Raw genomic sequence first — 15,454 nt, 5'->3', positions numbered from 1 at the left:
GACGCTTAACAGAGTATCTACGAGGTGAGCCTGCGGGAATGTCGGCAACCTCATTCCCGCAACGGTTTATTCAGCTAACGCCAGAATAAAGGCATATTCCAGCGCAATATCTTCGTAAGCCTTAAAGCGCCCGGACTTGCCGCCGTGGCCAGCATCCATATCGGTATACAACAGCAACTGGCCATCGTCGGTCTTCAGCTCGCGCAGCTTCGCCACCCATTTGGCCGGTTCCCAATATTGCACCTGTGAATCATGCAGCCCGGTAGTGACCAGCATATGCGGATAATCCTGCGCCTTCACCTGGTCGTAAGGGCTGTACTGCAAGATGTAATCGTAATACGCCTTGTCGTTTGGGTTGCCCCACTCGTCATATTCACCGGTGGTGAGCGGGATGGATTCATCCAGCATGGTGGTGACCACATCCACAAACGGTACCTGGGCCACGACACCATTGAACAACTCAGGAGCCTGGTTGACGACCGCGCCCATCAGCAAGCCACCGGCACTGCCGCCCATGGCAAACACGCGTTTAGCGTCGCCATAGCCCTGCGCTACCAGCGTCTTGGTGACGTCGATAAAGTCGTTAAAGGTGTTTTGTTTGTTGAACAGCTTACCGTCTTCGTACCAAAGTTGGCCCAGTTCGGCACCGCCGCGAATATGCGCCAGCGCGAAGACAAAACCGCGATCCAGCAGGCTGAGGCGGCTGGCACTGAATGCCGGATCCATGCTGCTGCCATAGGAGCCATAGGCATACACCATCAGTGGATTCGCCCCATGCGCAAAGCGGTCGGCACGGTATACCAGAGACACCGGCACCTCGACGCCGTCACGGGCTTTCACCCACACTCGTTCGCTACGATAGTCTTCCGCCGTGAAGTTTTTCACTTCCTGCTGTTTAAGTAATTCCCGTTCGCCGGTATCCAGATTCAATTCGTACAGCGTGGTTGGCGTAGTCATGGAAGAGTAACCGTAACGCAGCAGTTCGGTTTCCGGATCCGGGTTGTAGGCCAGCCAGGTGACATAGGTCGGGTCGTCAAAAGCAATGCGCTTGTCTTCACCGCTCTGCCAGTGAATTTGGCGCAGCTGGGTCAGCCCAGCGATGCGTTCCTCCACCACCAGCCAGTCACGGAACAGGCTGAATCCTTCGAGCATGACATCGCTGCGTGGGGCAATCAGTTCCTGCCATTGGCTTTCGTCGGCCTGCTCGCTCTGGTACAGGCCAAAGTTCTTGCCGTTCCTGTTGGAGCGAATGTAGAAATGTTCACGGTAGTGATCGATGGCGTATTCATGATCTTTGCGACGCGGCACAAACATCTGCGGCTTGCTGTTCGCGCTATCGGCATCCAGCAACAGGATTTCCGAGGTGGTGGTGCTGCTGAGATGGATCAGGATAAAGCGCTCGGAGGTGGTTTTTTCCAGGCTGACGTAGAAAGTGTCATCCGCTTCTTCGTAGATCAGTTCGTCCTGCTGCGGATCACTGCCCACCACGTGGCTGTAAACCTGGTACGGCAGCAACGTCTTGGCGTGTTTACGCACGTAATAGACGGTGGCGGAGTCGTTGGCCCACTCAAAGTTACCAGAGGTGTTTTCCAACACTTCACCGCTCCAGGTGTCGTCACGCAGATCCTTGAAGCGGATATCGTATTGGCGGCGCGACAGGAAGTCTTCCGCCACGGCCAGGCGTTGGTTATCCGGGCTGACGTCCAACCCACCAAGGGTGTAGAACTCGTGTTCTTCCGCGCGCTGGTTACCATCCAACAGGGTGTCCCATTGCCCGCTAGCCGCTGCCGGTTGGCGCACGTACAGCGCATATTCATTACCCGGCTCGTAACGGGTTTGATAGCGGAAACCACGCCGGATATACGGCACGGAGTGTTCCTGTTGGGGAATACGATCGACCATTTCCTGATACAGAGTTTCGCGCAGTGCCTGCTGCGGTTTTAGCTGTGCGTCGGTATAGGCATTTTCGGCCCGCAAATAGTCCAGGACCTGAGGATCGGTGCGCTCGTCATCGCGCAGCCAGTAATAATCATCCACGCGCGTATCGCCATGGATGGTAATTGGGTAAGGACGTTTTTCTGCCTTCGGAGGTGTCATCATTGCTAATTCATCCGCTTACATAGATGAGGCAAGAGTGACACGATCTTCACAGGCTTAACAAGCCGCGAGACGATATTTTCAGATGGGATGACAGATTTCCCCTCACCTTAGCCCTCTCCCAAAGGGAGAGGGGATAGAACGTGCTACAATTTTACATTGGTGTCACGTTTCGACAGGGAAGGCTGGGTAACAATTACCGTTTGGTGAATGCAATAACAAACAGCTCGTTCAGACCCGGGTAGATATCCTGGATCACCTGCTTCAGTTCGCTGAGCGTCATATTCTCCTGCTGCGCATGTTCATCCGTTAACTCATCCAGGCGTACCGGCGTGACCGACTTCACCTCGATATAACAGAAAAATACGCCGTCTTCGTTGCGGCTGACGCGCAGCACCTCGTTCGGTTGGAAGTCAGCTTCGCTGGCATCCCGAATGGTGATGGTTTTACGCCCGGCCAGAATATCTTGCTCAAAGCGGCTGAAGAAGGTTATCTCACGGGACATGCTGGATCCTTGATGTTGTGGTACCACTGCTTAAGCGGCCTGCTGATCTTCTGGCGCAGTTCCCTCTTCCGGGGCTGCGGCAGGTTTCTTGGCTTTGGCTGGTTTTTTGGCGGCTTCTTGCGGAGCACCGCCACGCAGGATCTGCGCCAGCACGTCTTTATGTTCCGCCAGGAAGAAGCTCAACCCTTCACGCTGCTCTTCTTCCAACGTAACTGGCGCTTGCTGCAACCACTCACCGAGGCTATCGGCCAGATCCAACATTTTGTCGTAGGCATCGGCTTCTTTCTTATTTGCGAAAGTCATTTTTTCCTCACCGTTTCTCACTACTACATATTTCACTTCAACAGCCATGAGCATCTTCCTCAAAGGTTATGATACTGTATTTATATACAGTATAGAGTGATTTCGGGCCACACCGCAAGCGCCCTGCCGTTTATTATTTCAACAGCCGAACTTTGCAGTTCTTGCCTTTGATCTTGCCCTGCTGAAGCTGTTGCAGCGCTTTACGGGCGCTGGCCTTACGGATAGCCACATAGGCATGCACCGGGAACATGTCGATCTTCCCAACTTCTGCCGCCGTGAGCCCTGCATCACCGGTCAATGCGCCAAGAATATCGCCAGGGCGGATTTTAGCCTTGCGGCCGCCATCGATACACAAGGTCACCATTTCTGCTTCAAGCGGCGTGTTAGGCGCACCGCTCAGCTCGGACACCGGTGACCATTTTGCACGTATCGACAAGTATTCTTCGAGAGCATGGACACGCACCATTTCCTGCGGCGTGCACAGGCTGATTGCCAATCCGCTCAGACCGGCACGGCCAGTACGTCCAATGCGGTGGACGTGAACCTCAGGATCAAACGACAGTTCGTAGTTGACCACCAGCTCCAACTCTTTGATATCCAGGCCACGAGCGGCCACATCGGTGGCGACCAACACACGGCAGCTGCGGTTGGCAAAGCGGACTAGCACCTGGTCACGGTCACGCTGTTCCAGATCGCCATGCAAGGCCATGCAGCTGATGTCGCGGGCTTCCAGCGCTTCATACACGCTCTGGCAATCACGCTTGGTGTTACAGAACACCACGCAGGACGCTGGCTGATAATGACGGATAGCGCTCACCAGCACCGCAGGGCGTTGATCGCGGGTAGTTTCATAGAAACGCTGCTCGATGGAAGCTTGCTCATCGCCATCTTCCACTTCCACGTTCAGTGGTTCGCGTTGCACACGGGCGCTAATGCGCTCAATACCCGCCGGATAGGTGGCAGAAAACAGCAGGGTTTGGCGCTGGGGTGGCGTATAGCTGATCACATCATCGATATCATCGGCAAAGCCCATGTCCAACATGCGGTCGGCCTCATCCAGCACCAGTACGGTCATCTCGTCCAGTACCAGCGTTTTCTTGCGCAAATGCTCCTGCACTCGGCCCGGCGTGCCCACCACAATGTGCGGTGCATGCACCAGAGAGTCCAGCTGCGGCCCCACAGGTTGGCCACCGCACAGGGTCAGGATCTTGATGTTCTGGGTAAAGCGGGCCAGGCGACGCAGCTCTTTGCTCACCTGATCGGCCAGCTCACGCGTCGGGCACAGAATAAGTGCCTGGGTGGCCACTTTAGCCACGTTGATTTTATCCAGCAGCCCGATACCAAATGCCGCCGTCTTACCGCTACCGGTTTTCGCTTTGGCACGTACGTCCTGCCCTTTCAGGATGGCGGGCAGCGCTGCGGCCTGTACCGGCGTCATTTCGGCATACCCCAGTTCGTTGAGGTTGGCCAACTGTTCAGCTGGCAGCGGCAGGGAAGAAAAAGAAACTGTGCTCACGGCGATAACTCTTATATAGCAAGTGGAAAGGCGGCGCTGCGGTTGGCAGGCACCGGATCAGGCGCAGATGATAACAGAGTTAGCGGGGTTTCTGGATTTTGGCGTTAAAAAAAGCCCCTCACCCCAACCCTCTTCCACAGGGAGAGGGAGCTAGTTCGGCGCGGTGGTGAGATGTAGAGACAGTCTGTAGCAAGTTAAATAATTCCGCCCGGCTGTCTACGCAATCGTTTTCGTATATACTGCGCGCTCAGTGCAGACCCGTTAATTCATTCAGATCCAGGTATCAGACTATGTTAACTATTGGAACCGCCCTGCGTCCCTCCGCTACCCGCGTTATGCTGTTAGGTTCAGGCGAATTAGGCAAAGAAGTGGCCATTGAATGCCAGCGCTTAGGCTTGGAAGTGATTGCCGTCGATCGTTACGCCGACGCCCCTGCCATGCACGTCGCGCACCGCAGTCATGTCATCAATATGCTGGACGGAGCGGCGCTGAAAGCGTTGATCGAACAGGAACGCCCCGATTTTATCGTGCCGGAAATCGAAGCGATCGCCACCAGCATGCTGGTTGAATTAGAGCAGCAGGGCCATCACGTTGTCCCCTGCGCCGAGGCTACGCGCCTGACCATGAACCGCGAAGGCATCCGCCGTCTGGCCGCTGAGACGCTGGAACTGCCCACCTCCAGCTACCGCTTTGCCGATAACGAGCAGAGCTTCCGCCAGGCGGTGGCCGAGATTGGTTATCCGTGCATCGTCAAGCCGGTGATGAGTTCATCCGGTAAAGGACAAAGTCTGATCCGTGAAGAGCAGCAACTGAGCGCCGCCTGGGAATATGCACAGCTTGGTGGCCGCGCTGGCGGAGGCCGGGTGATTGTTGAAGGGCTGGTCAAGTTTGATTTCGAAATTACCCTGCTGACCATCAACGCCGTCGATGGCGTGCATTTCTGTGAGCCTATCGGCCACCGTCAGGAAGATGGGGATTATCGTGAATCCTGGCAACCACAGCAAATGTCGGAACTGGCATTAAGCCGTGCTCAGGGGATCGCGGCAAAAGTGGTTAACGCGTTGGGTGGATTTGGCCTGTTCGGCGTAGAGTTGTTTGTCTGCGGTGATGAGGTGATTTTCAGCGAAGTGTCCCCTCGCCCACACGACACCGGCATGGTCACGCTGATTTCGCAGGATCTGTCGGAGTTTGCCCTGCACGTACGGGCTTTCCTTGGCTTGCCGATTAACGCGATACGCCAATTCGGGCCTGCCGCCTCTGCGGTGATCCTGCCGGAACTGAACAGCGACAACGTCCGCTTCAGTGGGTTGGATACGGCACTACGTGGATACAATCAGGTGCGGTTATTCGGTAAACCGAATATTGAAGGTAAACGCCGAATGGGCGTTGCACTGGCCGTGGCGCCAGAGGTAGAGCAAGCGGTAGAACTGGCCAAGCAGGCCGCCGCTGCGGTTGCCGTACAAGGGTAAAACCTTATTGGGGTTCGGGATACCGAACCCCGCTAACGTCAGTAGTTTTCGTCGTGTTCGCTATCTTCGTCCAGATACTCGGTCGGTTCTTCCTGCGGCTGTTGGTCTTCTTCATCGTCGAACATCACGCTAACCTGGTCGCCCTGATGTTTTTCGCGGATTTCCTGCGCCACCGTCGCGATGGCCTCTCCGCTGCTCATCCCCTGACTCATCAGCAGATGGATACGTTCAGCAGATTCCTGCTGTTCTTGGTGACTCAGTGACGGCATACCTGCAAGCATGTCTTTCTCCCCGGTAAAATAGGCGTGGATTATACGCCCTAACGCCGTGGATCCCTACAGCTAGACTGCAAGGGGGAAGTATTGTCACGGCGCCACTGCTTCAGACGATGCAGCCACAGCATCACATGCCAGGTCTGTTTGAGCCCACGCATATTGGCGATCATCATCCGGTGGATGCCACGCTGATAAAATTCCTCAGTGATCTGCTGTTGCGCCTGCAGCTCGGGTTCACGCCGGATACTGTGGCAAATCCCTAGTGCCTCACGCGTAATTTGCCAGTGAAAAGCCGCACAAATCGGTATCTTGCTGCTGTAACGCTGGTTCAACGCCGTCAGCATTTCGACGATTTTCATATAGTGACGCTGATACTCGACGTTAGCCTGCCCGGTACGCCGACGGTTGCTGATCGAACGATCGTGTACACGTTGGCGATAAAGCGGTTTGCTCAGATATTTAACCCGTTCCGCATTGAACATCACCTCGGTGGTCCACGGGATATCCTGATGGTGCAGGCCCGGTTCGAAATAGAGCTGATGCTGCTTGATAAAATCCAGGCGATATACGGCGAGCCACACCACATGAATAAAGCGCCTTGATTTCAACGCGGTTTCCAACCACTGTGCACCAGAAATAACTGAGGTATCTTTCAGACGCCCGGCAGGAATAATGGGCTGCAACTCACCATTGCTGGCAAAATAGCGCTCGCCGTTACACTGCATCACGTCCAATTGGTGTTGTTCGGCCAATTCGAGCAGCGTTGAATACATCTCGGGAGCTAATAGATCATCGGCATCGGGAAACGCCACATATTTGCCACGAGCCACGGCCAGCCCGGCATTGCGGGCCCTGGAGACGCCGCCATTAGGCTGGTCAATGACGCGAATATGCGAATATTGCGCGGCATAGCGGTGCGCGATCTCTCCTGAACCATCGGTGGAACCATCATTGACGATGATCACCTCTAGTTGTTGCTCATGCTGTGCCAGCAAAGAGTCCAGAAAGGGAATAAACAGCTCCCCAACGTTATGCAAAGGAACAATGACGCTTAATTTTAATGACATTATTGCCCTCACAGGCTCGCGTAAATTTGACTAGCAACGGGTGAAATGATTTACGTTTGTATTTATTATTTTACTTATTGAAATATTCACGCTGAAAAATTCTTTCGATGAATATATGAAAGCGTTTTTAACATTTTAGATTATTGCAGAAGTTGCAAAAAATGCTCCGTTTAGCTTTCGTTTATACCCTATGGATTTCAAGTTGCAGCTAGGCGACAAGCTTACCCATCCCCAGGAGCTTACTATTGTAAGTGACTGGGGTGGGTAAGTGCAGGTAACAACGCTGCAGCTTGAAAGACGACGGGTATACTTTTCATCAGGCTATTCTGTAAACAGCACCCTCTGGCGTAATGTGGCAGAATGGCTGACCAACACCGCTGTTTTCGTGAGTCAGGCTGATTAAATCCCATGAGTGTCACCACCCCAAACCTTAAGTCGTTACCCTATACCCGCGAAGCCGTGTTGACGCAGTTCGCTCCGTTGGCACAGCGGCCTTGGGCCATGCTGCTGCATTCAGGATTTGCCGATCACCCGCATAACCGGTTTGATATTCTAGTGGCCGAACCACGTGCCACGCTGACTACTCGCGGTAGCGACACCGAGATCCAGCAAGATGGCGCTTGCCAACATTCAGCAGAAGATCCGTTCCTGTTATTGCAGCAACAGCTCGATGCCCTCAACCTGCATCCCCCACTGAACGGCGATCTTCCCTTTCAAGGCGGAGCGCTGGGGCTATTTGGCTATGATTTGGGCCGACGTATCGAAGCGTTGCCGCAGTTGGCGCAGGCCGATACCAAGCTGCCGGACATGGCGGTGGGCATTTATGATTGGGCACTGATCGCCGATCATCAGCTACAGCGGCTAACCCTTCTCAGCTACGGGGATGTAGAACAGCGCTGGCAATGGCTGAACCAGCAACGTGTTGTGCCACAACCTCCCTTTACCTTGACCGGTAACTGGCAGGCCAATATGACGCGCCAACAATATGGTGAGAAATTCCGGCGTATCCAGCACTATCTGCGCAGTGGCGATTGCTATCAGATCAATTTGGCGCAGCGTTTTGCCGCCCCTTATCAAGGGGACGAGTGGCAGGCATTCCAGCAGTTGAGTGCCAGCAACCGCGCGCCGTTCTCAGCGTTCCTGCGCTTGCCAGAAAACGCCGTGTTGAGCGTTTCACCGGAACGGTTCCTGTGGTTGGCCGATCGGCAGATCCAGACCCGGCCCATCAAGGGTACGTTGCCACGCCTTAGCGATGCGACGCAGGATGCCGAACAGGCACAGAAGCTGGCCAATTCACCGAAAGATCGCGCCGAAAATCTGATGATTGTCGATCTGCTGCGCAATGACATTGGCCGGGTGGCGGAGCCAGGCAGCGTCAAGGTGCCGGAACTGTTTGTGGTTGAGCCATTCCCGGCGGTCCATCATCTGGTCAGTACCATCACCGCAACCCTGCCCGCAAGTCGCCCGGCCACCGAACTGTTGCGCGCCTGTTTTCCCGGCGGCTCGATTACCGGAGCCCCCAAAGTACGTGCGATGGAAATCATCGAAGAGCTGGAACCCCATCGCCGTAACGCCTATTGTGGCAGCATTGGCTATCTCAGCGTCTGCGGTACCATGGACACCAATATCACCATCCGTACCCTGATTGCCGAAAACGGGCGCATCACCTGTTCCGCTGGCGGCGGCATCGTGGCCGATAGTCAGGAACAGGCGGAATATCAGGAAACCTTTGATAAAGTTGGCCGTATCTTGCCACAGTTGGGGGAGTTTACCGTTTCGTGAGCCAGCAGGATTATCCGGCCTCATTGGCCGATTTTATCAGCCGCTTTCAACTGCAACTGCCGCAGGCGAAGCGCATCTCTCTAAACTCGCGCCCTGCCGCCGTGCTGATCCCGATCGTTTGCCGACCGGAACCGACCTTGCTGCTCACCCGCCGCGCCGACTCGCTGCGTAAACATGCGGGTCAAGTGGCCTTCCCCGGCGGTAAAACCGATGCTGAAGACGGCTCGCCCATCATTACCGCACTGCGTGAAGCGCAGGAAGAAGTGGCGATCCCAGCGCAGCGGGTGCATATCCTCGGCCAGTTGGCCCCGCTCGACAGCAGTACCGGCTTTCAGGTGACGCCGGTGGTGGGTCTGATACCACCAGATGTGATCTTTCATGCCAACGAAGGTGAGGTCGCCGAGGTGTTCGAAATACCGCTGCACGAAGCGCTCCGGCTGTCACGCTATTATCCGCTGGATATTCACCGTGGTGGTCACGCGCATCGCGTTTATCTTTCCTGGTATCAGAGCCAGTTCGTCTGGGGACTGACGGCCGCCATTATTCGCCGGCTGGCACAACAAGTGAGCATTTGAATCCGGCGATTTTAGTGACGAACATCACGTTATTGCCGGGATAACCTGACGTTTTGAGTGTAAAGCGATCGCTATCACCCCCGCTGCCTGTTTTATCAACTACCGTTGCTACTATCGATGTTTTAAAAAAACTGTAAACTCTCTCTTCAACCTTACGAAATACCTGTAAAATAGCCGCAGCCGGAATAAACCACTAATATTATAAGGATTAGCCCGGCAGCGTTGTAAGGCAATAAAAGTCACACCACGGATTATATAATTTCATGCGAAAAGGGCCGCAAAACCCGTACGGGCCTTTTACACTATCGCAGTGCCCTGCGCGGTTTTTAACCGTTGCAGCCATAACAATATGCCTCTTTAAGGAGTTTTAGCGTGATTAGCGTTTTCGACATGTTTAAGATCGGTATCGGCCCGTCCAGCTCTCATACGGTTGGACCGATGAAAGCCGGCAAACAGTTTGTCGACGATCTGGTAAACGAAGGCAAAATGTCTTCCGTCACGCGTGTTGCCGTCGATGTCTACGGCTCACTCTCATTGACCGGTAAAGGTCACCATACCGATATCGCCATCATTCTCGGCCTGGCGGGTAACATGCCCGACACCGTCGATATCGATGGCATCCCGGGCTTTATTCGCGATGTTGAACAACGCCAACGCCTGATGCTTGCCAGCGGCCTGCACGAAGTCGATTTCCCCCGCGACGGCGGCATGGTATTCCGTAGCGACAATATGCCGCTGCACGAAAACGCCATGCAGATCCATGCCTTCGCAGGTGACAAGCAGATTTACAGCAAGACCTATTACTCCATCGGTGGCGGGTTTATCGTTGACGAAGAGCATTTCGGCAAAGCCGAAACCAACGAAGTCTCGGTTCCCTATCCGTTCAACTCGGCAAGCGAGATGTTGGCGCACTGCCAGGCCACGAGTCTTTCCCTTTCCGGGATGATCATGCAAAACGAACTGGCGTTGCACAGCAAGCAGGAGATTGAGACCTACTTTGGCAACATATGGCAAACCATGCGCGCCTGTATCGATCGTGGCCTGAACACCGAAGGCGTGCTGCCTGGCCCGCTGCGGGTTCCACGCCGTGCCTCCGCTTTGCGCCGCTTGCTGGTTTCCTCAGACAAACTGTCCAGCGATCCGATGAACGTGATCGACTGGGTCAACATGTTTGCACTGGCGGTGAACGAAGAAAATGCCGCCGGTGGCCGTGTAGTGACCGCTCCAACCAACGGAGCCTGTGGGATTGTCCCCGCGGTGCTGGCTTACTACGATCATTTCATCGAGTCCGTCAGCCCGGAAACCTATGTCCGTTACTTTATGGCGTCCGGTGCGATTGGTACGCTGTATAAAATGAACGCCTCGATTTCCGGTGCCGAAGTGGGCTGCCAGGGTGAAGTGGGTGTGGCCTGTTCGATGGCCGCTGCGGGCCTGGCCGAGCTGCTTGGCGGCAGCCCTGAGCAGGTTTGCATCGCCGCCGAAATCGGCATGGAACATAACCTGGGTCTGACCTGCGATCCCGTTGCCGGCCAGGTGCAGGTCCCTTGCATCGAGCGTAACGCCATTGCCTCGGTGAAAGCGATCAACTCGGCGCGTATGGCACTGCGCCGTACCAGCGAGCCTCGCGTATCGCTGGATAAAGTGATCGAAACCATGTACGAAACCGGCAAAGACATGAACGCCAAGTATCGCGAGACCTCTCGTGGTGGTCTGGCGATCAAGGTTCAGTGTGACTGATTAAGTATGCCGCCCTCGCCATCACTGGCGAGGGTTTTTCCGCTCCTGCCATTTTGCCCCATCCGCCGGTTAGGCCCCTGATTTCCCCTTTGTTCGCGCCAAGCGGTATAATTTGTTGAGTTACCATCAATTTTCCATCCGAACAGGCTAGAATTAGCCTTGCATTGCATGAACCAATTTGCGCCTGGAAGTGGCTGCAGGCTGATTGACTGAACAAGGACTTACCGGATGTTGATGACCCAACTTGCCGCATCGAAATACCGCTATTACCGTTGGCTCCTCGCTGGCGCGGTTGGGTTGGCTATTTTGTTGATTTCACTGTACACCCGCTATTATCAAGAAGTGCGCAATACCGAGCAGAACCAACGGATTTTGACCAGCCGGGTGATCACCAAACTCAATGATTTGTTGCTACCCGCCCAACAACAGGCGGTGCGGACCATGTCGCTGGTCGGGCAACCCTGTGATTCGGTGATGCCGACGCTACGCTTTCGCGCAGCACAAAACCAGGCGCTGCGCTCGTTACTGCTGGTTCAGGACGGCATGATTTATTGCTCCAGCCTGTTTGGTCAACGCCACTATGTGTTTGGCATCCTTTTCCCCACCATGACCAACGGTGACATGCAACTGGCACTGCGTCCTTCGCTCACGGTGGCCAAAGGAACGCCTACGCTGGTGCTTTGGACGCCATTGCCCAGCAAGAAGGACAGCGGTGTCCTGCACGTTTTCAATATCGATCTGTTGGCCAATTTCCTGCTTGAACCACAAGAACCTTATGCGCACCGGGTAGCCCTGAACGTCGGCGCCAACAGCCTGGAGTATGGCCAGCGGGAAATTACCCTTAGCGATCCCAACGCCGAAGGTCTGCAATACACCGCCAAATCCACCAAATATCCTTTCTCCATTTCGCTGTTTGGCCCCGATGCCCGCACTTTGGCACTGGCCGCGTTACCTCGCCATATCCCACTGGCGCTGATGCTGAGCCTGCTGGCGGCCTACGTGGTCTATCTGATCACCGCCAATCGCATGAGCCTGTCCTATCATATTGGCCACGCCATTACCCATCGCGAATTTCGCGTCTATTGCCAGCCGATTATCAACAGCGATAACGGCCGCTGTGTCGGGGTCGAAACCCTGATGCGCTGGAAGAACAAGCGGCAAGGCTGGATTTCGCCAGACGTGTTTATTCCGCTGGCCGAACAGCACGCCCTGATCATTCCCCTGACGCGTTATCTGATGACCACGGTGGTAGAAAACCTCAATCTGTTCCCGCCTCGCCCCTCTTTCTATATCAGCATCAACGTCGCGGCAGAGCATTTCAATACCGTCAGCATCATTGATGACATCCGCCGGATCTGGCTGCCCGCCCATCCAATGCCGTCACTGATGCTGGAACTGACCGAGCGCACCGCCCTGTCGGAAATTCAGTATGAGCAGATCAAGACCCTCAAGGAGATGGGGATCATGCTGGCGATAGACGATTTTGGTACCGGCCACAGCTCACTCAGTTACCTGAAGAAACTCAGCCCGGACGTGTTGAAGATCGATCGTGGCTTTACCGCCGCCATTGGCACCGACGCAGTCAATGCCACCGTCACCGACACCATCATCACGTTGGCACAGCGTCTGAAGCTAAAACTGGTGGCTGAAGGGGTTGAAACGGCAGAACAGGCCGAGTATTTGCGTTCGCGCGAGGTCAATGCCTTACAGGGGTATTATTTCGCCAAACCGATGCCGATCAACGTGTTCCCTCTGTGGCTACAACAGTATGAAACCCGCCAACGCGTGCTGCATCAGCAGCAAGCAGAAAAAAAACCGTGATGCCCTCACCCCAACCCTCTCCCAAAGGGCGAGGGAGCTAGTTCAGCGTCGTAGGCAGGTAAGGTGGCACTCAGTAGGGGCGCTGCATGCTGCGCCCGTGTTAAGGCCAGATGCAGGAGCTAAGTTGTCGCACGTTCGGTCCCCTCTCCCTGTGGGTTAGGGAGAGGGGTAACCCGTTATTCGTCGTGGTCGTGCAGCGGTTTCACCTTGGTGATACTCACCAGCTCAATGCGATAATCCGAGATCTCAAGGATTTCGAAGCGCAGGTCGTGGAGTTCGACCACGTCCCCCACCGTTGGCATCTGGCCGGAGTGAGAGAGCAGGAAGCCCGCCAGCGAGGCATAATCCTCGGTGGGGCTAACCAGATCATCACAATCCAACGCCTGTTCCAACGAGTGAAGGTCCGCCCCGCCTTTCACCAACCAGTGGTCGCCATCTTCGATAATATCCGGCGTTTCATCTTCGTCCGGGAACTCACCGGCAATCGCTTCCAGCACGTCTAACGGCGTGACCAAGCCCTGCACCACACCAAACTCGTTGGTCACCATGACCAGACGGCCCTTGGCCCGGCGCAATACCGCCAACAGTTTGATCACGTCCATGGTTTCCGGTACCACGATAGGAGGAGTACGCGCGGCAAACTCGGCAATGTCCACGCCCTGATCCAACGCAACCAGCAGATCCTTGGCACGTACTACGCCGATAAACTCGTCCAGCTCATAGCGGCAAACCGGGAACAGGCTATGCGGGGTATCCAGCAGCTGTTCGCGCACCTCGTCGCGGGAGCGTTCGCAATCAACCCACGAAATCTCGGTGCGCGGCGTCATCACGCTGCGCAAGGTACGGGAAGCCAACGTCAGCACGCCGCTGATCATATAGCGTTCTTCCTGCGCAAAGGTTTCTTTCACTTTACGCAGGTCGTCCTCCTCTACTTGCTGCTGGGTGCGCTGTTGCCCCATCAGGCGCATAATCGCTTCAGCCGTGCGTTCACGCATCGGGCGACGAGATTCGTGCTTGATATAATTGCGCCGCGCAATCTGGTTGAACATCTCGATCAGGATCGAGAAACCAATCGCCGCATACAGATAGCCTTTCGGTATATGCACGCCAAGGCCTTCGGCAATCAGGCTCAGGCCGATCATCAGCAGGAAGCTCAGACAGAGCACCACGATGGTCGGATGGGCGTTCACGAAGTTGGTTAAAGGTTTCGAGGCCAGCAACATCACCGCCATCGCAATCACTACCGCTGCCATCATGATCGGCAGGTCGTTGACCATCCCCACCGCCGTGATCACCGCGTCAAGCGAGAACACCGCATCCAGGATGACAATCTGTACCACTACCGCCCAGAATTTGGCGTAACCACGGTTGGCTCCTTCCTCATGACTGCGGCCTTCCAATCGCTCATGCAATTCCATAGTGGCTTTGAACAGCAGGAATACCCCACCAAACAGCAGGATCAGATCGCGGCCAGAGAACGCAAATTCCCCCACGCTGAACAGCGGTTTGGTCAGCGTCACCATCCACGAGATCACCGACAACAACCCAAGGCGCATCAGCAAAGCTAATGAAAGACCGATAATGCGCGCTTTATCGCGCTGCTTGGGCGGCAGCTTGTCAGCCAGAATGGCGATAAACACCAGGTTGTCGATACCCAGCACGATTTCCAGCACTACCAGGGTCAATAACCCGGCCCAAATCGAGGGGTCCATTAATAATTCCATATCAGACTCCGGAAGAAAGACAGGTTGGTTGAGCTGTGCTCAGACGTGGGGAAGCAAACGCAGAGGTGGCGTTAGCGATAACAGGAAGAAAACGGGATTGCAGTACCGGGAAGCGGCCAGTAGGCCGAACGAGCGTCGCAGTGCCAACGGGTGGCGGGTGAAACCTTGTAAAACAGTAACTTCGGTGACAGTCCATAGGGAGGGCTGAGGCCCTTCACTCCTTAGTGATGAAAGAAGAATGCACTCTAACAGGAAATTTTTCAGCGGAAAAGTGGCTTTGTGCACTTTCCCCCTCAAGGTGTCACATCGTTGCTGTTTAATTCCGCAAACTAACCATTCGGCTTAACCGATCCACCAATAGCGGAGCAGCGTCACAAAATTTATTTTTTCACGCACTAAAATAAATAGCGTTAACGGGAATTAACAGCCACAGGTTTTTGAAACTGCGTGATAAATGTTAAGTGTGAGTTTCTTTTTTTCTACCATAATGTATTTGAACCAACGAATCTGAACCGCGGAAGTGACTGCCAGGATGGTGAAGGATAAAGACACAATCCGTGCCTTAAGTTCAACGAGGAGGTAG

12 protein-coding genes are annotated in these 15,454 nt (G+C 54.8%); 5 read left to right on the top strand and 7 right to left on the bottom strand.

The features are described 5' to 3' along the window. Positions 1 to 66: 66 nt before the first annotated feature. The 4 genes from U869_RS0126210 to dbpA form a co-directional block, all read right to left on the bottom strand. Complete coding sequence (locus U869_RS0126210) at positions 67 to 2,100, bottom strand: S9 family peptidase (protein ID WP_025121905.1); 2,034 nt, start codon at positions 2,098 to 2,100, stop codon at positions 67 to 69. 193 nt (positions 2,101 to 2,293) lie between these two features. Continuing rightward, complete coding sequence (gene yqfB / locus U869_RS0126205) at positions 2,294 to 2,602, bottom strand: N(4)-acetylcytidine aminohydrolase (RefSeq protein ID WP_025121904.1); 309 nt, start codon at positions 2,600 to 2,602, stop codon at positions 2,294 to 2,296. A 30-nt stretch (positions 2,603 to 2,632) separates the two neighbouring features. Further along, on the bottom strand, positions 2,633 to 2,953 hold the full coding sequence (locus U869_RS0126200; RefSeq protein ID WP_025121903.1) for a YebG family protein: 321 nt from the start codon (positions 2,951 to 2,953) through the stop codon (positions 2,633 to 2,635). Positions 2,954 to 3,038: 85 nt separating this feature from the next. Next, on the bottom strand, positions 3,039 to 4,421 hold the full coding sequence (gene dbpA, locus U869_RS0126195; protein ID WP_025121902.1) for an ATP-dependent RNA helicase DbpA: 1,383 nt from the start codon (positions 4,419 to 4,421) through the stop codon (positions 3,039 to 3,041). A 290-nt stretch (positions 4,422 to 4,711) separates the two neighbouring features. On the opposite strand from dbpA, the gene purT reads away from it, so the two are divergent. Next, positions 4,712 to 5,890, top strand: a complete 1,179-nt coding sequence (purT, locus tag U869_RS0126190) for a formate-dependent phosphoribosylglycinamide formyltransferase (RefSeq protein WP_025121901.1) — start codon at positions 4,712 to 4,714, stop codon at positions 5,888 to 5,890. 38 nt (positions 5,891 to 5,928) lie between these two features. On the opposite strand, the gene U869_RS0126185 is transcribed toward purT, so the two are convergent. Then, entirely contained in the window at positions 5,929 to 6,171 is a 243-nt protein-coding gene (locus U869_RS0126185; protein WP_025121900.1) for a YoaH family protein, read from the bottom strand. A gap of 38 nt (positions 6,172 to 6,209) precedes the next feature. Then, the gene (locus U869_RS0126180; RefSeq protein WP_025121899.1) at positions 6,210 to 7,232 is read right to left on the bottom strand and encodes a glycosyltransferase; all 1,023 of its coding nucleotides are present in this window, start codon (positions 7,230 to 7,232) and stop codon (positions 6,210 to 6,212) included. A gap of 408 nt (positions 7,233 to 7,640) precedes the next feature. On the opposite strand from U869_RS0126180, the gene pabB reads away from it, so the two are divergent. From pabB to U869_RS0126155, 4 genes are all read left to right on the top strand, one after another. After that, positions 7,641 to 9,014 (top strand): aminodeoxychorismate synthase component 1, encoded by a 1,374-nt coding sequence (gene pabB / locus U869_RS0126175; RefSeq protein WP_025121898.1) that lies wholly within the window; start codon positions 7,641 to 7,643, stop codon positions 9,012 to 9,014. After that, on the top strand, positions 9,011 to 9,589 hold the full coding sequence (locus U869_RS0126170; protein ID WP_025121897.1) for a CoA pyrophosphatase: 579 nt from the start codon (positions 9,011 to 9,013) through the stop codon (positions 9,587 to 9,589). Before pabB ends, U869_RS0126170 begins: the two co-directional genes overlap by 4 nt. A gap of 372 nt (positions 9,590 to 9,961) precedes the next feature. Further along, positions 9,962 to 11,326, top strand: a complete 1,365-nt coding sequence (gene sdaA, locus U869_RS0126165; protein WP_025121896.1) for an L-serine ammonia-lyase — start codon at positions 9,962 to 9,964, stop codon at positions 11,324 to 11,326. A gap of 228 nt (positions 11,327 to 11,554) precedes the next feature. Continuing rightward, positions 11,555 to 13,147 (top strand): EAL domain-containing protein, encoded by a 1,593-nt coding sequence (locus U869_RS0126155; RefSeq protein WP_025121895.1) that lies wholly within the window; start codon positions 11,555 to 11,557, stop codon positions 13,145 to 13,147. 176 nt (positions 13,148 to 13,323) lie between these two features. On the opposite strand, the gene U869_RS0126150 is transcribed toward U869_RS0126155, so the two are convergent. Beyond that, a complete protein-coding gene (locus U869_RS0126150) occupies positions 13,324 to 14,871 on the bottom strand; it encodes a TerC family protein (protein WP_025121894.1) in 1,548 nt (515 codons plus the stop codon). Between the last annotated feature and the right edge of the window lie 583 nt (positions 14,872 to 15,454).

Source organism: Serratia sp. H1w, assembly GCF_000633355.1.
Taxonomy (GTDB): Bacteria; Pseudomonadota; Gammaproteobacteria; order Enterobacterales; family Enterobacteriaceae; genus Chania.
The sequence above is the reverse complement of the archived record's forward strand: the minus strand, read 5'-3'. Positions and strand labels throughout refer to the sequence as shown.